The sequence below is a fragment of the Streptomyces sp. NPDC096205 genome, from assembly GCF_044763135.1.
Lineage (GTDB): Bacteria > Actinomycetota > Actinomycetes > Streptomycetales > Streptomycetaceae > Streptomyces.
The window spans coordinates 593,605-616,343 of record NZ_JBIWFS010000005.1; the positions used below are offsets into that span (position 1 = coordinate 593,605).

The following is a 22,739-nucleotide window of genomic DNA, read 5'->3' on the forward strand; positions in this document are numbered from 1 at the left end:
ATCCGGATGCGGCCGTGATCGCCGCTCTGCCAGCATGGCCGGATGGATCACCGTCTCGCTTCCCTGGTCGTACGGCACACTCGTCGCGTCCCCGTCGCATCGGCCGACGTGACTTGGCGCCAGAGTCTCACCGTCGCCAGGCAGTTGGACGGCGCTCTGATGTCCGTCGGGTTCAAGCTGTCGGCGGAGCTGCTGGAGCACCTGGCGGGCCTGCCGGAGGCGACGGTCGTCGAGACGGCGCGCCACACTCTGGACACCGTGCGGGAGATGGTCGGTGATCACGTCCGGCACAACACCTACTTCCGCGACTTCCCGGCCAACGTGCCCGACACCTACGACTTCTGGATGCGCTGCATCACGGAGGCCCTCGCCGACGAGGCCTCCCGCGCCGGGACGCTCGACCAGCTGAGCGAGGGCGTCGTCGACCTGCTGACGCTGCCGTCGTACGGCAGGTACCAGCACACGTACGAGGACATGCTCGCCGCCCACGCCGAGCTGATCCCCGCCGCGGGAGACCGGGTCACGGTGCTGCACCTCGGCGGCACCCTGGAGTCCGAGGCGACCGCGCTGTATCTGGCGCTGGCCGGGAGTGTCACGCCGCTCGGCGAGGAGCACCTCGGGGACCTGCGGACACTGGCCGGGGCGTGCGCCGAGGGGCCGCAGCCGGCGGAGATCCCCGTGCGGGAGAACCGGGCGATCGTGAACGCGGCCCGCCTCAAGGCCGGTTGCCCGCTGCTGCTGGACACGGTGACGGACGTGCTGCGCCTGGCGTGCGCGCTGTCGGACGGCGATGTCACGCTGCGGGAGCCGACGCGGTTCGCCCGGCTGTCCCGGCCGGCGCGGCGCGCTCTGATCGACGGCCTGGACGCGGTGGTGGAGGCCTCCCCCGCCAAGCTCGCCGATGTGGCGGTGCACCGGGAGCGGTGGAAGCGGCTCGGTGAGCGGCTGCACCCGCACGAGTACCCTCGCCGGCCGCACGCGGCCGCCGTGTTCGAGGTCGCGCGCGGCGAACGCCGGGTGCCGTCCCTGGACAGCCGTGTGGAGGAGCTGCTGGCCCACGGCGACGTGGCCGGGGCGGCGGAGCTGCTGGCGACCGCGCCGGGCAGGCTCTACCGCTCCCTGGACCGGCTGCTGCGCACGGCGTCCGACGAGGAGCAGAGCGACGCCGTCGTCGCCGCGGCGCGGCGCACCGCCGGCCAGGTGTCCGGCCGGGTCCTGCTGTCCGTGCGCGAGCATCTGCACAATCGTTCCGCCGAGGTCGAGAACGACCAGCAGCGTTTCGCCGAGGTCGAGAACGGCCGGCTGCCTCCCGCCGCAAGCGCCCCGCAGCGGCCAGCCACACCCGCCCCACGGCGCGTCTTCGTCAACCGTGCGGGCGGCGCATGGGTGGCGGCCGACGGCCGTCCGCCGGTGCCCGACAGCGCGCGGAAGGCGCTCGTCGCCGCACTGGACGCGGAGACCGCGCGGCGGCTGCCGGACCCCGGCCATCTGCTGGTCGAGCCCGAGATGCTGGACGTGGCCCTTCCGCTGAGCGGCCGCGCGGCCGCGTCGGGGTTCGGGGTGCTGCCGCGCGGCTCGGTGTCGCGGGTCGAGGGCGAGCTGCTGCGGTTCTTCATGTACTGGAAGCAGAGTCGCCGCACCACCGACTACGACCTCTCGGCGCTTCTGCTCTCCGCCGACCACACCACCATGTCCTGGCTGTCGTGGACCGCGCTGACGGCCGTCGAGGGCGTGCACTCCGGAGACATCACCGAAGCACCCGACGGGGCCTCGGAGTTCATCGATCTGCGGCTGGGCGCGGTGCGGGGTGCGTACATCGTGCCCCAGGTCAACGTCTACTCGGGCGAGGACTTCGAGGAGGTGGAGGAGTCGTTCTTCGGGTTCATGCTCCGCGACGCCGAGCAGCAGGGCCGTCCCTTCGAACCGCGCACCGTACGGCTGAAATCGGAGCTGCGCGGGCCCGGACGGGTGGCGCTGCCGCTGGTGTTCGCCCGCGACGCGGACGGCCGCTGGCACGCGAAGTGGCTGCACGTGTATCTGAAGGGCCACCCGTCGGCGAACCGCGTGGAGGGCAACCGGGTGACGGTGGCCGCGCTGCTGCGGGGCGTCATGGAGCACGAGAGCCTGACGGTCCGTCACCTGGTGGATCTGCTGGCCGAGCGGGCGTCTTCCGTGACGCTGTGGGACGGTACGACCGTGCCGCCGGGCCCGGTCACCTTCCTGGGCCTCACCCGGCCCGAGGGGCTGCACCCCAACTCGCGGGTCGTGACCCCGGAAAACCTGCGGGACATGATCCCCGCATGACTGTTAGCGTGGGTCCACGGCGAGGCCATGAGGGGGCTTCCTTCTCACCACTCCTTGATGTAGTCCTCTCGCTCTCCTCGCCGACCACGTGAGATGCGGGGCGGCCGTGCGCCCCCCGCGCTCGCGTGCCTCCCCCCGCAGCACCGCCCGCCAGGGCGTGCGACGCGTCAGTCCCGTTCCCGGTCCCGGCGGCTGGTGATCGCGCGGCGGCTGGTGGTGAGGTGCGCGAGGACGAGGGCCTCGACGCGGTCGACGTCGCGGGCGGCGATGGCGTCGTAGAGGGACTCGTGCTCCCGCGCGATGCCGAGCAGGTCGTCGTGCTGGCCGAGGAGCCAGCGCATACGGCTGCGCAGGACGCGTTCCATTTCGTTGAGCAGCTCGTTGGCGGCGAGCGAGGTGACGGTCTGGTGGAAGTCGGCGGCGGCGCGGCGGGCGCGTACGGCGTCACCGGCGCGGGCGGCGTCCAGTTCCGCGTCCAGGTCGGCCCGCAGCCGTTCCAGGCCGGCCCGGGTGTGCCGCTGGGCGGCGAGCCGGAAGGCGAGGGTCTCCAGGGCGGAGCGGACCTCGTCGAGGTCGGCGACGTCGCTGGGGCTGAACTCGCGGACCACGGCCCAGCTGCGGGGCCTCGGAGTGACCAGGCCCTCGGCGACGAGCGCCTTGAGGGCGTCGCGGACCGGGAGGCGGCTGACCCCCAGGTGTTCGGCGACCTCCCGCTCGACCAGCCGGCTGCCGGGGCGGCGTACTCCGTCCAGGATCTCGTCGCGCAGTTGCCGCGTCACCCGCTCCGACTCAGGGGTGAAGTCCCCAGACGCAGTCATGCTCGCCCTTCTCCCGTACGGACCGCTGTGCCGCGGCGGTCACACGCGGCACAGCGACCCTAGCGCCCGGGGAACGCGGCTACAGCAGGCGCCCGTCCCGCGCCACGATCTCGCCCGCGTGGACGACGTAGTCCCGGGGCGGCATGTCGACGAGGACCTGGGGCAGGCACTCGCCGCGGACGAGGACGAAGTCGGCGGGGCTGCCCGGGGTGAGGTCGGCGCGGGGCAGGCCCATGACGTCGGCACCGCCGTGGGCGGCGGCGTCGTAGCAGGCGCGCAGTTCGTCGTCGAGGCGTACGTCGGTGACCCAGCCGAGGAGGTGGGCGCGGTGCACCATGTCGGCGTTGCCGAACGGGCTCCAGGAGTCACGGACGCCGTCGGAGCCGAGGCCGACCGTCACCCCGTGCTCGCGGAGCTTCGCGATGGGCAGGACGAGGTCGCGGCTGGGCGCCACGGTCGTCAGGGAGATGTCCAGTTCGGCCAGGTCGCCCGCGAGGCCGGCGAGTTCGGCGTCGGGCAGGAAGGGCAGGCAGAAGACGTGGCTGACGGTGACCCGGCCACGCAGGGACAGCGCCCGGGTGCGGTCGACGATGGCGCGCAGCACGGCCACGCCGCCCGCGTCGGAGTCGTGCAGGTGGATGTCGAGGTCGGTGCCGTAGCGGTCGGCGAGGCCGAAGACCAGGTCGAGCTGTTCGTCCATGGCCCCGTCGAAGCTGCTGGGGTCGATGCCGCCGATGGCGTCGACGGCGCCGCTGCGGGCGGCCTCGGTGAGCAGGTCGGCGGTGCCCGGGGTACGGACGACGCCGTGCTGCGGGAAGGCGACGATCTGGACGTCCAGCGCGTGTGCGAGGCGGTCGCGGGCGGCGGCGACGCCCTCCACCCCGGCGAGCCCGTAGGCCGGGGCGACGTCCGCGTGCGCCCGCATGGCCCGGGTGCCGCGGGTGACGGCGTGCGCCATCAGCCCGTAGGCCCGCTCGGCGACGGACCGGTCCTGGCTGCGGAAGAGTTCGACGTCCTGCTCGACGTACTCGGCGATGGTGCTCGCGGGCCTGCGCGACACCCAGGGGCCGCCCCAGGTGGTCTTGTCGGGGTGGATGTGCGCGTCGACGGGCGCCGGGAGGGCGATGCGCCCGCCGCCGTCGACGACCCTCGCGCCCCTGGGGGCGGGGCCTGCGCTGATGCGTCCGTCGACGACGGTGAGGTCGACGGGGGTGCCCGCGCCGAGGGGCCGTACGTCACGGTAGACGACAGCCCTTCGGGGGGCGGCCGCTGCGGGCTGGGTCAGCGCGCCGGCGGCCGTCACGGAGGCGGCCCCGGCGAGGACGGTGCGCCGGGAGAGCGGAGGAGGCGTCATGGCTTCCCTTCGGTGAGGTGGCTGTTCAGCGGAGGCGGCCGGAACGCACCACGTGCGTGGGGCGGGTGAGGACCGACAGGTCGGCCAGCGGGTCGCCGGGCAGGACGACGGCGTCGCCGGCGTGTCCGGGGGCCAGCCGGCCGACGGTGGAGGCGAGGCCGAGGAGGCGGGCCGCGCCGGTGGTGGCGGTGCGGATGGCCTCCAGGGGCGTGAGCCCGGCCGCGTGCATGAGTTCGACCTCCCGGCCGACGGGGGTGACCTCGCCGCCGGAGGAGTCGGTGCCCGCGGCGAGCGGCACACCGAGCTCGTGCGCGGCCCGTACCGCCTGCTTGAGGATCGGCAGGTAGGTGCGGCCGCGTTCGGCGAGGACCGGGTCGGGGTCGTCGGCCAGCCCGGCGATGGCGGTCAGGGTCGGGGTGAACCACGTCTGCCTGCGGCGCATCTCGTGCAGGGTGCGCTCGCCGACGAACACGCCGTGTTCCAGGGAGCGGATGCCGGCCCGGACGGCGTCGTCGCAGCCCTTCTCGCTGTAGCTGTGGCACAGCACTCCCTTGCCGCCGCGGCGGGCCGCGGCCACGATCTCGGCGAGCTGGTCGTGGGAGTACACCTGCGTCAGCGGGTCCTGTTCCGGCAGCCCGGCGCGTTCGTTGACCCGGGTCTTGATGACGTCGGCCCCGCGCGCGAGGTTGACGCCCACGACGTGCCGCAGGGCCTCGGCCGAGCGCACTCCGTCCGGCAGGACGGCGAGCGGGGCCAGTTCGGGGTCGGCGAGCACGGAGTCGCCGAGGTGCGGGGTGACGAAGACGCCTGCGGCCACCAGGCGCGGGGCCTGGTCGGGGAGCCTGCGGGCCAGTTCCCGGACAGCGATGTCCTGGTAGAAGGTCGTGGAGCCGCTGCGCGCGGTGGTGGCCCCGCCGGCCAGCGCCCGGCGGGCCTCGGCGACGGTGCTGAGGTGGATATGGGCGTCCACGAGACCCGGCAGCACCCAGCCCCCGTGCGCGTCGAGCCGGGTGACGCCCGCGGGGACGCGCACCTTCCCCCGGGGTCCGGCGCCGTGCACCTTCCCGGCGCGGATCACGACGACGGCGTCCTCGGTCACCTCGCCCGTGGCCGGGTCGAGCAGGGTGCCGCCGTCGATGACCAGGTCACTCTCGGCGGCGGGCTCCCGCGGCGCGGCGGCCGCGTGCCCGGCCGTGGACAGGACGCCCCCGGTGCCGGCCAGCACGGCGGCACCGGCGAGCACGCCGCGGCGCGTGATCCGGTGCGAGGGGGGCGGGGTGGATGCCAGACACATGACGGCTCCCGGGGGACGGAGGTGCGGGGTACTGGGCGGCAGTTTTGTATACCAAAACTCGGCTGTCCATCGACTGCACACCATCTCCTCAGACACCACGGCTGCTTTTGGTATCCCATTTTGCGGGACATCTGTCGATGTCAGACGCCTCCGGTACTGTCGCAGCGTGAAACTGACCATCCTGGGCGGCGGGGGTTTCCGCGTACCGCTCGTGTACGGCGCTCTGCTCGGCGACCACGCCGAGGGCCGGGTCACGCACGTGACCCTGTTCGACCTCGACGCGGCGCGGCTGTCCGCGATCGCCCGGGTGCTGGCCGAACAGGCCGCGGGGCACTCGGACGCGCCACGGGTGTCGGTCACCACCGACCTCGACGAGGCCCTGAAGGGTGCGGACTTCGTGTTCTCCGCGATCCGGGTCGGCGGTCTGGAGGGCCGGGCGGCGGACGAACGCGTGGCGCTCGCCGAGGGCGTGCTCGGCCAGGAGACGGTCGGCGCGGGCGGCATCGCGTACGGGCTGCGCACGCTGCCGGTCGTGGACCACATCGCCCGGCGGGTCGCCGCGCTCGCCCCTCAGGCGTGGTTCATCAACTTCACCAACCCGGCCGGACTGGTCACCGAGGCCATGTCCCGGCGCCTCGGCGACCGGGTCATCGGCATCTGCGACTCCCCCGTGGGCCTCGGCCGCCGGGTGGCCCGGGCACTGGGGGCGCCCCGGCCCGAGGAGGCGTGGCTCGACTACGTCGGCCTCAACCACCTGGGCTGGCTGCGGGGTCTGCGCATCGACGGCCGCGACGAACTCCCGCGACTGCTCGCGGACCGCGAACTGCTCGGCAGCTTCGAGGAGGGCAAGCTCTTCGGCCCGGAGTGGATCCAGTCGCTGGGCGCGATCCCCAACGAGTATCTGCACTACTACTACTTCAACCGCGAGACGGTGAAGGCGTATCAGGAGGTCCCGCAGACGCGCGGGGCGTTCCTGCGCGAGCAGCAGGCCCGTTTCTACGACCGGATGCGCGACCCGGCCGCGCCCGCGCTGGCGACCTGGGACGCCACCCGGGCCGAGCGGGAGGCGACGTACATGGCGGAGAACCGGGAGGCGGCGGGCGCCGGCGAGCGCGACGAGGCGTCGCTGACGGAGTCCGGCGGCTACGAGCAGGTGGCGCTCGCGCTGATGCGGGCCATCGCCCGGGACGAGCGCACGACGCTGATCCTCAACGTCCGCAACCGCTCGACGCTGTCCGTCCTCGACGAAGACGCGGTCATCGAGGTGCCCTGTCTGGTCGACGGCAACGGCGCCCACCCGGTGGCCGTCTCGCCGCTGCCCACGCATGCGACGGGCCTGGTGTGCGCGGTGAAGGCGGTCGAGCGCGAGGCGCTGGCGGCGGCCGCGTCGGGTTCACGGGCCGCGGCTGTGAAGGCCTTCGCCCTGCACCCGCTGGTCGACTCGGTGGAGGTGGCGCGGCGGCTGGTCGACTCCTACCGCGCGGTGCATCCGGGGCTGGCCTACCTGAGCTGAGATCCGGGGGTGCGTGGGCCTCGTACGCTGGGCGTGTGTCGTCCTCCTCCCGTCTGCGTCGTGTCGCCGTCCTCGTGCTCGAAGGGGCCAAGCCGCTGGACGTGGGCATCCCGGCGCAGGTGTTCACGACCCGGGCGAGCATGCCGTACGAGGTGCGGGTGTGCGGGGCGGAGCCGGGTCTGGTCACCGGCGGGGACGGGCTGTCGTACCACGTGGCGGACGGGCTGGACGCGCTCGGCTGGGCCGATGTGGTGTTCGTGCCGGGCTACCGGTTCCCGGACCGCGAGGACCCTCCGGCGGCGGTGGTGGAGGCGCTGATCGCGGCGCACGAGCGGGGCGCGCGGCTCGCGGCGATCTCCACGGGCGCGTTCGCGCTGGCCGCGACGGGGCTGCTGGACGGGCGGCGGGCCACGACGCACTGGCACTACACGCGGGCGCTCGCCGAACGGCATCCGCTGATCGAGGTCGACGAGAACGTGCTGTTCGTGGACGAGGGCAGCGTGCTGACCTCGGCGGGGGCCGCCTCCGGCATCGATCTGTGCCTGCACATCCTGCGCGGCGACCTCGGGGTGGCCGCCTCCAACCACGCGGCCCGGCGCCTGGTCGCGGCGCCGTACCGCAGCGGCGGGCAGGCGCAGTACGTGCCGCGGACGGTGCCCGAGCCGCTCGGGGAGAAGTTCGCCGCCACCCGCGAGTGGGCGCTGCGCCGGCTGGACGAGCCGCTCACTCTGGAGACCCTCGCCCGGCACGCGGCGGTGTCGGCGCGGACGTTCTCCCGGCGGTTCGTCGAGGACACCGGGTACACGCCGATGCAGTGGGTGATGCGCGCCCGGATCGACCGGGCGCGGGAGCTGCTGGAGCGCTCCGGGCGCAGTGTGGAGCAGATCGCGGGCGACGTGGGGCTGGGGACCGGGGCCAATCTGCGGATGCACTTCCAGCGGGTGCTCGGGACGACGCCGAGCGAGTACCGGCGGACCTTCACCCAGGGCGAGTGACGCCGCCCCGCAGGCGTTGGCGCGATCCTTGCGGACCATGGCGCTCTCGCCCGGGTCATGGGCGGGCGCCGCGCGGGAGGCTGGTGACGCACCAAGGGACGAGACAAGGACCGAGGGACACCACTCATGACCCGCATCGCCATCAACGGTTTCGGCCGCATCGGCCGCAATGTGCTGCGCGCCCTGCTGGAGCGCGACAGCGCCCTGGAGATCGTCGCCGTCAACGACCTGACCGAGCCCGCCACGCTGGCGCGGCTGCTCGCCTTCGACACCACGGCGGGGCGCCTGGGCCGTCCGGTGAGCGTCGACGGCGACACCCTCGTCGTGGACGGCCGGCGCATCAAGGTGCTGGCCGAGCGTGAGCCGGCGCAGCTGCCGTGGTCCGAGCTGGGCGTGGATCTAGTGCTGGAGGCGACGGGCCGGTTCACCTCGGCGAAGGCGGCCCGGGCGCACATCGACGCGGGCGCGAAGAAGGTGCTGGTGGGCGCACCGTCGGACGGTGCCGACGTGACGCTGGCGTACGGGGTGAACACGGACGCGTACGACGCCGAGCTGCACACCGTCGTCTCCAACGCCTCCTGCACGACGAACGCGCTCGCCCCGCTGGCCGCGGTGCTGGACGAGCTGGCGGGCATCGAGCACGGCTTCATGACGACCGTGCACGCCTACACCCAGGAGCAGAACCTCCAGGACGGCCCGCACCGCGACCCGCGCCGCGCCCGCGCCGCCGGTGTGAACATCGTGCCCACCACGACGGGCGCCGCGAAGGCGATCGGCCTGGTGCTGCCGGGCCTGGACGGCAAGCTGTCCGGCGACTCGATCCGGGTGCCGGTGCCGGTGGGCTCGATCGTCGAGCTGAACACGACCGTCGCCCGGGACGTCACGCGCGAGGAGGTGCTGGACGCGTACCGCAAGGCCGCCGAGGGGCCGCTGGCGGGCATCCTGGAGTACTCGGAGGACCCGCTGGTGTCGGCCGACATCACCGGCAACCCGGCCTCCTCGATCTTCGACTCCGAGCTCACCCGGGTCGACGGGCGCCACGTCAAGGTGGTCGCCTGGTACGACAACGAGTGGGGCTTCTCCAACCGCGTCATCGACACGCTGGAGCTGCTCGCCGCAGGCTGAGCCGCTGTCGGCCGAACTCCCCGTCCAGGGTTGCCCGGGCGGGGAGTTCGGCTGTCCGGGGGCACGCTTTCGGGGGTGATCGTCCGGAATCACCCCCGACCGCCGCACAAGCGCGGCTTTCCCGGATTACACGCCAATACCCGCCAATACACCGAAGCAGCAAGGGTATTGACGGATCGTCATTACTTCTTGTGGTGATACGATCACCCCGCACTTGCGGAGTGCGGTTCAGATAGGCGCACCGCTGGTTCACCCCCGCATTGGCGGAGATTCAACCATCTGACCGTCAGGCCTGAAGAGAGTCTTATGACGTACATACAGAACCCACTGGTGTGGGCTCTCCTCGTCGCCACCCTCGTCGCGGTCGCCGCCTTTGTCCGCCAGCGCAGAGCGGCCAAGTCCCTGCGGCAGGACGTCGACGGACTGAGGGTCCATTACTCCGAGCTGGAGACCGACTACGCGAAATCCGTCCAGGCGGCTCAGGAGCAGGCCGAGGAAGCGACGAAGACGGTTCTGAAATCCGCGATGCGCACCCTTCAGGGTCTCGCCGCGGAACAGCAACTGGTCATCTCGGGACTGCAGAACAAGTACGGCGAATCGGCGATTCTCCAGGACCTCCTGGAAATCGACCACACCAATTCCCAGTTCGGCCGCCGCGCCCAGTCCATCGCGGTGCTCTGCGACGGCTGGCTCGGCCGGCAGCGCGATGTCGCCTCGGTTTACGACGTGGTCCGCAGCGCACAGGGCCGGATCCGCCACTACCGGCGGGTGGAAATTCTGTCGCAGGTGGACTTCGCCCTCACCAGCCGCGCCGTGGAACCGGTCGCCCTGGCCCTCGCCGAACTCCTCGACAACGCCACCAGTTATTCCAGCCCGGACAGCGTCGTCGAGATCAACATCAGGACCGTGCCGAAGGGCATCTGCATCGTCGTCGACGACGCGGGCGTCGGCATGAACGACGAGGAGCGGGCCCGGGCGACCAAGCTGCTGTCGACCGAGCGGGTCTCCGGCGTCTCCGCGCTCGGCAACCCGCCGCAGTTCGGCTTCGCGGTGGTCGGCGTGCTCGCCGAGCGCTTCGGCTTCGAGGTGTCGGTGGACTCCAGCTCCCCCTACGGCGGTGTCCGCGCCGTCCTCCTCCTCCCCCACGAACTGCTCACCAGCACACCGGAGAAGCGCGTGCCCGCGGCGGGCGCCCCGGCCGCCACCGGGCTCGCCCGCGGTGGCCCCGAGCCCGCCGCGCCCCTCGCCTCGACGGCCGACGGTCTGCCCAAGCGGCGCCGCAAGCGGCCGATGACGATCGTGCCGGGCAGCGCCCCGGCTTCCCCCGCCCCGGCCCGCTCGCACGCGGAGACCGCGGCGATCATGGGTGCGTTCCAGCGGGGTACGCAGTCCGGTCGCGCCACGACCCCGGACGCGGATCCCGCGGAGCAGACGAACGGCACACCTGGTGCAGGCACTGAAGGACATGAGGTCTCGTGAACGACGATCTGGCATGGATGCTCGACAGCGCCCTGGAGATTCCCGGCGCCCTGCACGCGGTCCTGATCTCCGCCGACGGTCTGTTGATGGCGCGTACGAAGGACTTCGACAAGGACAACGCGGACCGGGTGGCCGCCGCGATGAGCGGGGTGCAGTCGCTCAGCCGGTCGCTGGGGTTCTTCTGCGAGGGTGACAACCAGAAGTGGCGGCAGACGCTGGTGGAGTTCGACGGCGGCTGGGTGTTCCTGATATCCGCCGGCGAAGGCGCCTACCTCGGCGTCTCGGCCACCCCTGACGTCGACATGGCCGACATCACCTTCCGGATGCAGCAGCTCGTCGGCCAGCTGGGCAAGGCGCTGACGACGCCGCCCCGCGAGAACCTCGGTGCCTCGTCATGAGCGGGGCGGACGCGTGGGAGCCGGAGGCCGCCGAACTCGTCCGGCCGTATGTGATCACCCGTGGTCGGGGTTTACCCGATGAACAGCAGCTCTCGCTGATCACTTTGGTCACGGCGGCCGAGGACCACCAGCAGCGGCCCACCCGCCTGTCGCCCGAGGAGCAGCAGCTTCTCGACATCTGCTCCGCCGGCTATCTCTCGGTCGCCGAGATCGCGGGGCACACCCGTTTCCCCCTGGGTGTCGTGAAGATCGTCCTGTCCTCGCTCGTCGAGGGCGGCTATCTCCTCACCCGCCCGCCGGTCGAGCGCGCTCCCGTCGCCGACCTGCAGATCCTGGAGGAGGTGCTGCATGGTCTCAGGGCCAAGTTTGGATGAACGGGCCTACGTCCGCGGCGGAGCGCAGCAGACGGCCGTGAAGATCCTGGTCGTCGGGCATTTCGCGGTGGGCAAGACCACGTTCATCGGCTCGATCTCGGAGATCGTCCCGCTCACCACCGAGGAGACGATGACCCGGGCCGCCGAGTCCGTCGACGACCTCAAGGGAGTCTCCGGCAAGACCACCACCACGGTCGCCATGGACTTCGGGCGCCTCACCATCAGCGACCGGGTCGTGCTGTACCTGTTCGGCACACCCGGCCAGCAGCGCTTCGTGCAGATGTGGGAGGACATGGCCCGGGGCGCGCTGGGAGCCCTGGTGCTGGTGGACCCCGAGCGGCTCGCGGACTCCTTCCCGGTGATCGACCTGATCGAGAGCTACGGCCTGGACTACGCCATCGCCGTCAACCACTTCGACACCACGCCCCTGCGAGAGGAGCGCGCCCTGCGCGAGGCGCTGGACCTGCTCGACGACACCCCGGTCGTCACCTGCGACGCGCGCGACGAGCAATCGTCGGCCCAAGCACTGATCACCCTGGTCCGCTATCTGCTGGACCGCGCCTCCTAGGAGCAAGCACATGGACGACCGTTCCCCCGCCCCCGTGCCGCCGCCCGGGTGCCCGGCGCACGGCTCCGGTGGCCGAGTGCCCCTGTACGGGCCTGAGTTCGCGGCCGATCCGCAGGCGTACTACACGTATCTGCGCCACTACGGGCCCGCCGCGCCCGTCGAACTCGCTCCGGGGGTGGAGGCGACCCTCGTCACCGACTACCAGTCGGCGCTCCAGCTCCTGCAGGACTCCGGCTCGTTCCGCAAGGACGCGCGCCGCTGGCGGGACCTCAACGACGGCAAGATCCCCGCCGACAGCCCGGTCGTGCCGGTGCTCGCCTACCGCAGCAACTGCATGTTCACCGACGGCGCCGAGCATCTGCGGCTGCGGCAGGCCGTCACGGACAGCATGGCGCGCGTCGACGCACGCAAGCTGGGCCAGAGCACCGAGCGCGTCTCGGACTACCTGCTCGGACAGTTCGGCCCGCGCGGCTCGGTCGACCTGCTCGGCGACTACGCCCGGCAGTTGCCGCTGTTCGTGTTCAACGAACTCTTCGGCTGCCCGGCGGAGATCGGCGACCGCGTGCTGTTCGGCGCGACCGGCATGTTCGACGGGGTCAACGCCGAGAAGGCGGCCGAGGTGATGTTCGGGGCCATCGGCGAGCTGGTGGCGCTGAAGCGGTCCCGGCCCGGCGAGGACGTCGCCTCCTGGATGATGCAGCACCAGTCCGGGCTGGACGACGGGGAGATGGTGCATCAGCTGGCGCTGCTGATGGTCGCGGGCAACGAGCCGCTGCGCAACCTCATCGGCAACACCCTGCACCGGCTGCTCACCGATGACGCGTACGCCCATCGCGGCGGGCTCATCGACGAGGCGATGGACGACACGCTGTGGGAGAACCCGCCCATGCAGAACCTCGCCGCGCACTACCCGGCCGCCGACATGGAGTTCGCCGGGCAGCAGCTCGCGGCGGGCGACCTGGTGCTGGTCAGCTTCGCCGCCGCCAACACCGGCCCGGCGCTCGCGGCCGCGCGGCAGGCCGGCAGCAACCGGGCGCACCTCGCCTGGAGCGCGGGCCCGCACGCCTGCCCGTCCAAGGAGATCGCCCGCCAGATCACCGTCACGGCCGTCGAGCACCTGCTCAACCGGCTGCCCGACATCGAACTCGCCGTCCCCGAGGACAGCCTGATGTGGCGCCCGGGCCCGTTCAACCGGGGCCTGGTCACGCTGCCCGCGCGCTTCACCCCCGTACAGCCGGTCCGGCGGCCGGCCGAGCAGGCTGCGCAGCAGGCGTCGGAGGCGGCGCCCAAGGCCGAACGCACGGGCCTGTGGAGCCAGTTCCTCTCCTGGCTCGCGAAGTGAGCCCGGAGAGGACACGTGAGTCACGGCGGACACCCGAGAAACGGAAGACACGCAAGAAGCGGACGAAGTGATTCACGCAACACCCTCCGGAATCACCGGTACCGCATGAACCATCCGGCACTCGGGTAATCAACTGCGCGACCTTGCATCGGTTATCAGCCAAAGGACGGGTCGTGCATCGAATACCCAGCGGCGCCATGCCGCTCCACCTCCACGCTCGGAAGATACCCGCCTCCGCAGGCGGGTATCTTCTTGCGGCCACCGCTCCCAGACGTGGGGGGCGCCGGTGACGGGCCGTCGTGTCACCCCTTCCGCCGCGCCGGCGCTCGGCGCCTTCACCGCCGGGCAGTTGCTGCGGCTGTGCGACATAGCGGGCCTGTCGTCCGGCGACGCCGCGGCCTACGCGGACGTACTGCTCGAGGCGCTCGGTCCGGTGGCCGCCCGGCCTCTGAACGAGCCGCCGCCCGCGCTGAGTTTCCTGTCCGACGACCACACACCGGTGGAGTTCTCCCTGTCGTTCACCGCGGGCGCGGCGCCCGTACTGCGCGTGCTGCTGGAGCCGGGGTGCGGCGCGGGTCGCCCGGCGCTCAGTGGCCGCGCGGGCCTGGACGCCGTACAGGCCATGGGGCGGCGCTGGGGCTTCTCGACCGGGCGGCTCGACGAGCTGGCGGACCTGTTCCTGCCGCCCGACGCCGAGGGGCCGCTGGCCCTGTGGTGCGCGCTGGAGCTGCTGCCCGGCGGGGTGCCCAAGGTGAAGGTGTATCTGAACCCCGCCGCCTCCGGTCCCGAGCACGCCGCGGCCACCGTACGGGAGGCGCTGCACCGGCTCGGTCACCGGGAGGCGTTCGCCGCGCTGCCGCAGAGCGGGCGGCATCTGTTCTTCGCCCTGGACCTCGGCGACTGGGAGGTACCGCGGGTCAAGGTCTACCTCGCCCACCAGGGCCTCACCGCCCGGCAGGCGGCCGGCCTGTCGCGGATGGCGCCCGCACCGGACCGGGCGGAGATCCAGGAGTTCTTCCGTACGGCCACCGGCTGCGCCGACGGCGTGCCCGTACGGCTCGACCGGCGGCCCGGGCAGTCCTGCCATGTGCTGACCGACTCGACGACCGGTACGCCCGACGGGTTCACCCTGTACATCCCCGTCCGTGACTACGCCCCGCACGACGGGGAGGCCCTGGAGCGGGCCACAGCCCTGCTGAACCGTTACGGCATGGACCCCGAGCCGCTGGTCCGGGCCCTGCCCGCGGTCACCGGGCGCCGCCTGGAGGACGGCGTGGGGCTCATCGCCTACCTGGCGCTCGCCCACCAGCGCGGCAAGGCGCCGCGGGTGACGGTCTACATCTCGTCGGAGGCGTACGCCGTGCGGCGCCCGACGGGCGTCCCGCCGCAGCGGAACGCACTGGTCCACTAGGCTGCCAGGTACCTGCCGAGAGGGTGCGGTCAGTGTCGCCCGCACCCTGTCCCCCGTGGCTCCGGCTCAGTCGTCCGCGCCCAGTTGACGCAGATAGGGCACCACGTCGACCTGGAGGGAGGAGCCCTCGCTCTCCCCGTACCGCTCGGCGATCACCCCGAGATGCGCGTCGATCTCCTTGCGCATGACCTCCGGCGCCGGAAGCCGGGCGTCACCGGCCACGACCCGGGCCACCCACTCGCTCTGCGCCTCCACGAGCCGGGTGATCGTCCCCACCGGCCGCACCAGGCCAACGAAGTACAGACCGGGCCGGTCGGGCGCCACGACACGCTTGTACAGCTCGACCGACCCGCGCTGCCCGGCCGGGCAGCCGGCCGGGAGGAACGGGAACGCCATGCGGTAGCCGGTGCAGTAGACGATCGCGTCCGTCTCCTCGTGGCTGCCGTCGGTGAAGCGGACCTGGTTGCCGGACAGGGAGGCGATCGCCGGGCGGGGCGTCACCGACCCGTGGCGTATTCGGCTGAGGATCTCGTCGGAGATGGTCACGGCCGAGGCGAAGATGGGGTGGTCGGGCTCGGGAAGGCCGTAGTCGGCCAGTCTGCCCCGGGCCACGAACAGGGCCTGCTCGATGAAGCGGCGCTGCTCCGGCAGCGACATCCGGGTCCACCACGAGGCGTTGGCGATGTGGTCCAGGGCCATGCCGAAGAGCTGCTTGGGCAGGATGTGCAGCCCCCGCCGCACCGACAGCACCGTCCGTGCCGCGTGCCGGGACAGATCGGCCGCGATGTCCACGGCCGACGCGCCGAGTCCCACGACGACCACGCGCTGCCCGTCGAAGTCGCGGCCGTCGTGGTAGTCGAGGGCGTGCAGGATCTTGCCGCCGAAGGAGTCGGCGCCGGAGGGCAGCGGATCGGGCAGGTGGGGCTCGGTGTTGTGTCCCGAGGCGACGATCACGTGATCGAACTGCCGCGTCGTCTCGACGCCTTCGGCGTCCCGACTGACCACCGACCAGCGCAGGTCGGCGTTCTGACGCACCGACAGCACCTCGGTGCGCAGCTCGATCCGGTTCTGCACGCCGGCCCATGCGGCGAAGGAGCGCAGATACGCCGCCATGTCGCTGTGCCGGGGGTAGAGAGGCAGGGAGTCCGGCATCGGGAAGCCGGTGTAGGCGGTGAGTTCCTTGGCCGAGTTCAGGTGCAGGGCCAGGTAGCCGGGCCCGCGCTCACCCGCCTGCGGCTGCCGCCAGATCCCGCCCACGTCCGAGGCCTTCTCGAGGCACACATGGTCGATGCCCCGTTCCTGAAGGGACCGCATGACGGCCAGCCCGGACAGCCCGGCACCGATCACACACACGCTCAAGGATTCCCCCACAAGTGTCATTTGCACAGCAGGGAACATCCTTGCCCCACCCACTCCTCCCTCACACGGTGATCTGGAACACCGGAGTCCGGGAGTCCGTCAGCCCGCCACGGGGGTGAGGTCGGCGGCGCCGAAGGAGACCGAGAAGCGCTTGCACCACAGCACCGCGCTGCGGAACCCGGACAGGTCCGTACCGGCCGGGACGGTGTAGTTCTGGTCGCCCAGGTTGCCCTTGAGCTCCCCGAGCTCGACCGCCCCGTCACCGAGCCCCGAGCGCACCTCGTCGGCGTCCCGGGTGGAGAGGTAGACGCGTACGTCGGGGCCGTCGGAGGTCCTGAGGTCCTCCAGGCGCAGCAGCCGGGCGCCGTCGGCGAGCCGGACCGTGCGGGCGGTGCCGCTGGTGTCGTGCTCGTGGGTGACGAAGGTGCCCTCGGCGAGGTTCTCGGGCGTCCTGTCCTGCTTCGGCGCCGCGTCCTGCCTCGTGGGGCCGGCCGCCGTCGGCAGTGCCTCCTCCACCCTGGTGTCGGTGAACGCCTTCCAGGGCTGGAAGAGATACAGCACGACGGCGGCGGCGACCGCGGTCACCAGGGCGGCGAAGACGGCCGTACGACGGGACACGCGGGACACCGGGAACCTCCTGCGGGGACTGGGCGGGAAGGCCGTGCGTCGGCCACTCCCCCGATGCGCCCAGCCAACACGCCGCCGCGCCCGCGCGAAACCGCCGCGGCGGCGCCGTAAGACTCCGGTAATCAGGGCCGGGTGAGGTCGTCCACCGTGCGGGCGACCGTGCCGAAGAGGTCGCCGATGGTGGTGAGGGCGGCGGTGTGGAGGTCGGCCGCGGGGACGACGGTGCCGTCGGGGGCGGCCAGCGACCGGGTGGCGCAGGCCTCGGCGACGACGGCGGGCCGGTAGCCCTGGGCGAACGCGCCCTGGGCGGTGAAGGTGACGCACATGTGGGTCATGAAGCCGGCCAGCACCAGGTCCTCGCCCGCGCCGAGTTCGCGCAGCGTCTTCTCCAGGTCGGTGTCGCGGAAGGCGTCAGGGAACTGCTTGACCACCACGGGTTCGCCGTCGGCGGGGGCGACCTCGGGGCTGATGGCGCCGATCTCGGCGCGGATGTCGTAAGGCGTGTCCGGGCCGCCGTCGTTGACGACATGGACGACCCGGGCACCGGCCGCGCGGGCGGCAGCCAGCAGCCGGGCACCGGCGGCGAGGGCCTCGTCCGCGCCTTCGAGGGCCATCACGCCGGTGCGGTAGGTGTTCTGGTAGTCGATCAGGACGACGGTGGCGTCGGCCAGCCGGGGCAGCCGGCCGTCGAGGCCGATGACGTCACGCAGGGTGCTGGAAACGGGCATGGCAAAGCTCCTTGCTTGTGATGGGTGTTGAGAGAACGGGCATGGTGAGCGCCCGTGTGGAGTGGGGGCCGCCGCCGCTCAGGCGTTGGTGCGGAAGCGGCGGCGATAGGCGGCCGGGGTCGTGCCGAGCTGCTTGCGCAGCGCCCGGTGGAGGGTCTCCACCGAGCCCAGTCCGCAGGCGGCGGCGACCTCGTCGAGGGGCTGGTCGGTGCTCTCCAGCAGCCGGCGGGCCGCCTCGACCCGGGCGGCCTCGACGTAGGCGGCCGGTGTGGTGCCGGTCTCCTGGCGGAAGACCCGGGCGAAGTGACGTTCGCTCAGGCACATCCGCGCCGCGAGCGCCGGGGTCGACAGGTCGCCGTCGAGGTGGTCGGCGATGTGCAGGCGCAGTTCGTCGATGTCCCGGCGGGCGGCCGGGGGCCGGCTCAGCGGGACGGAGAACTGGCTCTGCCCGCCCTGGCGTTTGAGGTACATCACCAACTGCCGGGCCACGGCGAGCGCGACCTCCTCGCCGAGGTCCTCGGCGACCAGCGCCAGCGCGAGGTCCATGCAGGCGCTGATGCCCGCCCCGGTCCACACCGACCCGCTCCGTACGAAGATGGGGTCGGGGTCGACGGTCACCTCCGGGTGCTCGGCGGCCAGTTGAGCGGCCGTCGACCAGTGCGTGGTGGCGGTCCGGCCGTCCAGCAGTCCGGCCGCGGCCAGCAGGTGCGCGCCCACGCACACCGACGCCACCCGCCGTGCCTCGGGCGCGATCCGCTTGACCCACGCGACGACGTCCTCGTCGATCCGCGCGACCGGCCCTTCCGGCAGTACGTCCACCGCGCCGGGCACCAGGAGGGTGTCCAGCACACCGTCGACGTCGTCGAAGGCCACGTCCGCGACCAGCCGTACGCCCGCCGAGGTTGTCACCGGGCCGCAGGTGGGCGCCGCGAGCTGTACGGCGTAGCCCGCCCGGCCGCCGGTCTCCCGGTTGGCCAGCGCGAACACCTCGGCCGGGCCGGTGACGTCGAGGAGGTCGACATCGGGGAAGACGGCGATGACGACTCGGCGGTGCGTGGACATGTCTCCATGGTCGGCCGCCCCGCCCACGACCGCAATGACGGTCTTCTGTCACATCCGGACACCACATCCCCGGGTAGGGTCCTGCCATGACCGTCCTGCATGGCACCCACGTCGTCCTGCGTCCCGCGACCGAGGACGACGTCCCCGCCCTGGCGGCCATCCGCGCAACCCCCGAGGTTCGCGCCCGGTGGCGAGGCGGCGACGACCTGGCGGCGGAGGTCGCCGAGGATCTGGCCGACCCCGGCACGCACGTCCTGACCATCGAGACCGAGGGCCGGATCGCGGGCCTGATCCAGTGGTACGCCGAGGACGACCCGGAGTACCGGCACGCCGGCATCGACCTCTTCCTCGACCCCTCCGTCCATGGCCGAGGCCTGGGCACCGACGCGGTCCGCACCCTGGCCCGCCATCTCGTCGACGACCACGGCCACCATCGGCTCGTCATCGACCCGGCCGCCGACAACGCCCCGGCGATCCGCTGCTACACCAAGGTCGGCTTCCGCCCCGTCGGCATCATGCGCCAGTACGAACGCGGCGCCGACGGCACCTGGCACGACGGCCTGCTGATGGACCTCCTGGCGGACGAACTCGTGCGCTGAAGCCGCCTCGGCGCAACCGACTGACACTCAACTCGCCTCGATCTACGCTGGGTTGCCAGACAGCGACGTTGAGCGGCACGGGGGTGTGGGGCATGGATCCGAGTACGGTCGCACAGCTGGCGGGGTCGGCGCTGGTCGCCGCGATGGCCACGGACGCGTGGCAGCAGGCACGCACCGGGGTGGTCTCGGTGTGGCGGCGGGTCCGCCCCGAGGAGGCATCGGCGGTGGACGCCGAGCTGGCCGAGGCCCGCACGGGCCTGCTGGCGGACGACGCCACGGCGGCCGCCGGTGAGCTGACCGCTCTGTGGCAGCGCAGGCTGCTGGAACTGCTGCTCGCCGACACCGCGCGCACCGAGGAACTGGCCCGGGAACTGCACCGGCTGACACAGCGCCTCGACTCCGCGCCGCCCGCGCCGGCGGTCGGCACGGTCCGGATGCACGCCCGGGCGACCGACGGGGGCCGTGTCTACCAGTCGGGCCGCGACATCAACATCACCGAGCGCTGACGGAGCGGCCGGTGCCGTCGCCCGACAGATCCGACGGCCGTACACACGCCGACGCGGTACGGCTGTCCGCGCTCGCGACCTCGGGCGGCAGGGTCGTCCAGGCCGGGCACGACGTGCGGATCACCGAGGTGCACCACCATGCGCAGGTGCCGGACGCGGTGGTCGTGGTCGAGCGCGTGCGGCCGGCCGCGGAGGCGGTCGGGGAGGTCTTCGTCGGCCGGGACACCGAGGTGGAGTCCGTCCTCGGTGTGCTGGACCCCACGCACGAGGCGTCCGCGATGGTGGTGGTGTCGGCCGTGGCGGGGCTCGCCGGGATCGGCAAGACCGCGCTGGCCCGGGTCGGCGCCGCCGAGGCGGTGTCCCGCGGCTGGTTCCCCGGCGGCGCGGTCTTCATCGACCTCAACGGCTACGCCCTCCAGCCCGAGCAGCGGGTGCGGCCGGAGCAGATGTACGGCCCCCTGCTGCACGCGCTGGAGGACGGAGCCGCGGAGACGGTCGCCCCGCAGCACCAGGCGGTGCAGTACCACCGGTTGCTCGACGACCTCGCGGAGCGGGGCCGCAGCGTCCTGCTCGTCCTGGACAACGCCTCCACGAGCGAGCAGATCGCCGCCCTGCTGCCGCGGTCCCGTCGGCACCGGGTGCTGATCACGTCACGGCACACGCTGGCCGTACGGGGCTCGCGCACGCTGGACCTCAGGACGCTGGCGGGCGCCGACTCGCTGAGGCTGGTCAGGCAGCAGTTGGAGCAGTTGTCGGCGTGGGACTCCCGCGTCCACGACGACCGGGCGGGCCTGGTGCGGCTGTGCGACCTGTGCGGGCATCTGCCGCTGGCGCTGCACATCGCCACGGCCCTGCTGGCGGGTGCCCCCGGGCTGGGGCCCGGCGAGCTGGCGGACGACCTGGAGCGGGCGCACAGCAGGCTCGACGTGCTCGATGACGGGGAGCGCGCCGTGCGGGCCGCCTTCGACCTGTCGTACCACCGGTTGCCGCCCGGCCCGGCCCGTCTGTTCCGGCTGCTGCCGCTCAACCCCGGCCCGCACTTCGGGATCGAGACGGCCGCCCTGCTCCTCGGTCTCGCCGGGCCCGAGGCGCGTCCCCTGCTGCACGAGCTGGGCCGGGCCCACATGATCGAGCATGTCGGCGCGGGCGCCTGGCGGCAGCACGACCTCATCCGCGACTACGCCATCGAGCTGATGGCGAGGAACGGGGACGACCAGCACCAGCCCGCCGAGCGGTTGCTGGACCACTACGCGGTCAAGGCGGCGGCCGCCGCCCAGGTGCTGGACAGCGCCCGGGCCCCCGACTCCCCGGCGGTGCAGGACGCGTTGGCGTGGTTCGATCGCGAACAGCCCAATCTTCAGGCGGCGGTCGGGGTGGGAGTGACCTTCGACGACGTGGACGCCGCGCTGCGCATCCTGGAAGGCTTCGTCCAACTGCACCGCCATCGCGGCCAGACGGCCGAGCTCGGGGAGACGGCCCGCCGGATCGCCGACGTGGCGTCCGCGTCGTCCGACGCCGACAGCACGCTGTGGTCCCTGGCGGGGCGGGCCTGGGAGCTGGGGGCACAGGTCAGCGGGGCGGAGCCGGCCACGGCGGCGGAGCTGCTCCTGGACCTGGACGTGGACGCGCTGCAATGGACACTGGAGAACGATCTGGGCGCGGCTCACGACGAGCTCACCGAACTGTGGCGGACGGCCCAGCAGGTCTCGTCCGGTCCGGCGGGGGCGGAGCCGCTCGCCGTGGTTCCGCTCCTGCACGAGCTCGCCGGTACGGCGTCCGCGGCGGACCTCGACCAGTTCCTGGTGACGGAGCCCCTGAAGGACGCGCTGCGGCTGGCGCGGCTGCACGGTGACGCCCTGCTGGAGGCCCACACCCACCTCGTCAAGGCCCGGCACTGGGTGCGGCGGGAGCGGGTCGTCGCCGTTCTCGATCGCATCGAGGCCGCCCTGGAACCGTTGGAGCGCTCCGCGGGCGCCGAGCGGTCGCGGCGCGAGCAGGTCTGCCGTGTCCTGACGGCGATCGCGTTCGACACGGCCAACACGGTGGTGTCCCTGCGCCGGCAACTGCGCGCTCCGGCGGAGCATCTCGCACGGGCGCAGCGCCTCTCCCTGACGGCGTGGCGACTCCTCGACTCGCCCGAGCACGTCGCGGCGACGCTCAGCCGTTTCGCCGAGCTGCGTCACAAATCAGGTCACTACCAGCCGGCGGTCCACCTCTATCAGGAGGCGATCAGCGTCTATCGGGGCGTGCACCGACGCAGGGATCTCGCGCGTACGCATGTGAACCTCTCCGCGGCGCACACGGCACTGCACCACCATCACCTGGCCGCGGACGAGGCGCGGCGGGCGGCCGAGCTGTTCGCGGCGGACCTCGATCTGCCCGGGGTGTCCCGGGCCAAGACGCTCCTCACCTACAGCCTGCTGGCCATCGGCGACGTGTCGGAGGCGCTGGACGTCGCCACCGAGGCGAAGGAGGCTGCCGTCGACGCGGGCGACGAGGAGGGTCAGGTGTCCGCCGGGGTGGCGCTCGCCCTGGCTCTCAAGGAGTACGGGCTGGGCCAGGACGCCAGGAGCGAGGCGCGAGGCGCCGTGCGCATCTCCGCCCGTGTCGGCCGCGAGCTGCACTGGCCGACGCGCGCCCGGCTCCGGGAGGCCGGCCTGCTGTAGACCCCCTGGTCCGCACCAACCCCTTGCCGTCGTCCCGTTCACGCTTCAAGCTCCCCCACTGAGCGGGAGGGACAAGGCAGAAACGGGCGGGGGGGGGGGGGGGGGGGGGGGGGGGGGGGGGGCCCCCCCGCCCCCGCCCCCCCCCGGGGGGGGGGGGGGGGCCGGCCGCCGGGGGGGCGGGGCCCCGCGCCCCGCGGCCCCCGCCCCGCGCCGCCGG

20 protein-coding genes are annotated in these 22,739 nt (G+C 72.7%); 13 read left to right on the plus strand and 7 right to left on the minus strand.

Features of this window, described 5'->3' with window-relative positions; genetic code table 11:
• Positions 1–42: 42 nt before the first annotated feature.
• Positions 43–2,304, plus strand: a complete 2,262-nt coding sequence (locus ACIQ6Y_RS21985; protein ID WP_404041465.1) for a hypothetical protein — start codon at positions 43–45, stop codon at positions 2,302–2,304.
• A gap of 167 nt (positions 2,305–2,471) precedes the next feature.
• Here ACIQ6Y_RS21985 and ACIQ6Y_RS21990 read toward each other — a convergent pair whose 3' ends face one another.
• The 3 genes from ACIQ6Y_RS21990 to ACIQ6Y_RS22000 all read right to left on the minus strand — a co-directional run bounded on the left by ACIQ6Y_RS21990 (position 2,472) and on the right by ACIQ6Y_RS22000 (position 5,770).
• The gene (locus ACIQ6Y_RS21990; protein WP_404041467.1) at positions 2,472–3,122 is read right to left on the minus strand and encodes a GntR family transcriptional regulator; all 651 of its coding nucleotides are present in this window, start codon (positions 3,120–3,122) and stop codon (positions 2,472–2,474) included.
• A gap of 79 nt (positions 3,123–3,201) precedes the next feature.
• Positions 3,202–4,476: an amidohydrolase gene (locus ACIQ6Y_RS21995; RefSeq protein ID WP_404041468.1), complete on the minus strand. Its 1,275-nt coding sequence runs from the start codon at positions 4,474–4,476 to the stop codon at positions 3,202–3,204.
• Positions 4,477–4,501: 25 nt separating this feature from the next.
• Entirely contained in the window at positions 4,502–5,770 is a 1,269-nt protein-coding gene (locus tag ACIQ6Y_RS22000; protein ID WP_404041469.1) for an amidohydrolase family protein, read from the minus strand.
• 166 nt (positions 5,771–5,936) lie between these two features.
• On the opposite strand from ACIQ6Y_RS22000, the gene ACIQ6Y_RS22005 reads away from it, so the two are divergent.
• From ACIQ6Y_RS22005 to ACIQ6Y_RS22045, 9 genes are all read left to right on the plus strand, one after another.
• Complete coding sequence (locus ACIQ6Y_RS22005) at positions 5,937–7,283, plus strand: 6-phospho-beta-glucosidase (protein WP_404041471.1); 1,347 nt, start codon at positions 5,937–5,939, stop codon at positions 7,281–7,283.
• Positions 7,284–7,318: 35 nt separating this feature from the next.
• Positions 7,319–8,278, plus strand: coding sequence for a GlxA family transcriptional regulator (locus tag ACIQ6Y_RS22010; protein WP_404041473.1), 960 nt, complete (start codon positions 7,319–7,321; stop codon positions 8,276–8,278).
• Between the two features lie 126 nt (positions 8,279–8,404).
• Positions 8,405–9,403, plus strand: a complete 999-nt coding sequence (gene gap / locus ACIQ6Y_RS22015; RefSeq protein WP_404041474.1) for a type I glyceraldehyde-3-phosphate dehydrogenase — start codon at positions 8,405–8,407, stop codon at positions 9,401–9,403.
• 306 nt (positions 9,404–9,709) lie between these two features.
• Entirely contained in the window at positions 9,710–10,882 is a 1,173-nt protein-coding gene (locus tag ACIQ6Y_RS22020; RefSeq protein ID WP_404041476.1) for an ATP-binding protein, read from the plus strand.
• Positions 10,879–11,280 (plus strand): roadblock/LC7 domain-containing protein, encoded by a 402-nt coding sequence (locus ACIQ6Y_RS22025; protein ID WP_404041478.1) that lies wholly within the window; start codon positions 10,879–10,881, stop codon positions 11,278–11,280. The genes ACIQ6Y_RS22020 and ACIQ6Y_RS22025 overlap by 4 nt, the downstream gene beginning before the upstream one ends.
• Complete coding sequence (locus ACIQ6Y_RS22030; RefSeq protein WP_404041480.1) at positions 11,277–11,654, plus strand: DUF742 domain-containing protein; 378 nt, start codon at positions 11,277–11,279, stop codon at positions 11,652–11,654. The genes ACIQ6Y_RS22025 and ACIQ6Y_RS22030 overlap by 4 nt, the downstream gene beginning before the upstream one ends.
• Positions 11,629–12,222 (plus strand): GTP-binding protein, encoded by a 594-nt coding sequence (locus ACIQ6Y_RS22035; RefSeq protein WP_404041482.1) that lies wholly within the window; start codon positions 11,629–11,631, stop codon positions 12,220–12,222. Before ACIQ6Y_RS22030 ends, ACIQ6Y_RS22035 begins: the two co-directional genes overlap by 26 nt.
• A gap of 10 nt (positions 12,223–12,232) precedes the next feature.
• Entirely contained in the window at positions 12,233–13,564 is a 1,332-nt protein-coding gene (locus ACIQ6Y_RS22040; protein ID WP_404041484.1) for a cytochrome P450, read from the plus strand.
• Positions 13,565–13,850: 286 nt separating this feature from the next.
• Positions 13,851–14,975: a tryptophan dimethylallyltransferase family protein gene (locus tag ACIQ6Y_RS22045; RefSeq protein ID WP_404041485.1), complete on the plus strand. Its 1,125-nt coding sequence runs from the start codon at positions 13,851–13,853 to the stop codon at positions 14,973–14,975.
• A gap of 66 nt (positions 14,976–15,041) precedes the next feature.
• Here the strand turns inward: ACIQ6Y_RS22045 and ACIQ6Y_RS22050 are convergent, their stop codons facing one another.
• From ACIQ6Y_RS22050 to ACIQ6Y_RS22065, 4 genes are all read right to left on the minus strand, one after another.
• Positions 15,042–16,334: a flavin-containing monooxygenase gene (locus ACIQ6Y_RS22050; protein WP_404041487.1), complete on the minus strand. Its 1,293-nt coding sequence runs from the start codon at positions 16,332–16,334 to the stop codon at positions 15,042–15,044.
• A gap of 99 nt (positions 16,335–16,433) precedes the next feature.
• The gene (locus ACIQ6Y_RS22055) at positions 16,434–16,961 is read right to left on the minus strand and encodes a DM13 domain-containing protein (protein WP_404041488.1); all 528 of its coding nucleotides are present in this window, start codon (positions 16,959–16,961) and stop codon (positions 16,434–16,436) included.
• A gap of 122 nt (positions 16,962–17,083) precedes the next feature.
• Positions 17,084–17,689, minus strand: coding sequence for an isochorismatase family protein (locus ACIQ6Y_RS22060; RefSeq protein WP_404041490.1), 606 nt, complete (start codon positions 17,687–17,689; stop codon positions 17,084–17,086).
• 78 nt (positions 17,690–17,767) lie between these two features.
• Positions 17,768–18,751 (minus strand): GlxA family transcriptional regulator, encoded by a 984-nt coding sequence (locus tag ACIQ6Y_RS22065; RefSeq protein ID WP_404041492.1) that lies wholly within the window; start codon positions 18,749–18,751, stop codon positions 17,768–17,770.
• 86 nt (positions 18,752–18,837) lie between these two features.
• On the opposite strand from ACIQ6Y_RS22065, the gene ACIQ6Y_RS22070 reads away from it, so the two are divergent.
• The 3 genes from ACIQ6Y_RS22070 to ACIQ6Y_RS22080 all read left to right on the plus strand — a co-directional run bounded on the left by ACIQ6Y_RS22070 (position 18,838) and on the right by ACIQ6Y_RS22080 (position 22,522).
• Positions 18,838–19,350: a GNAT family N-acetyltransferase gene (locus ACIQ6Y_RS22070; protein WP_404041493.1), complete on the plus strand. Its 513-nt coding sequence runs from the start codon at positions 18,838–18,840 to the stop codon at positions 19,348–19,350.
• Positions 19,351–19,442: 92 nt separating this feature from the next.
• Complete coding sequence (locus ACIQ6Y_RS22075) at positions 19,443–19,856, plus strand: hypothetical protein (RefSeq protein ID WP_404041495.1); 414 nt, start codon at positions 19,443–19,445, stop codon at positions 19,854–19,856.
• A gap of 11 nt (positions 19,857–19,867) precedes the next feature.
• The gene (locus ACIQ6Y_RS22080; RefSeq protein ID WP_404041497.1) at positions 19,868–22,522 is read left to right on the plus strand and encodes an ATP-binding protein; all 2,655 of its coding nucleotides are present in this window, start codon (positions 19,868–19,870) and stop codon (positions 22,520–22,522) included.
• Positions 22,523–22,739: the final 217 nt, after the last annotated feature.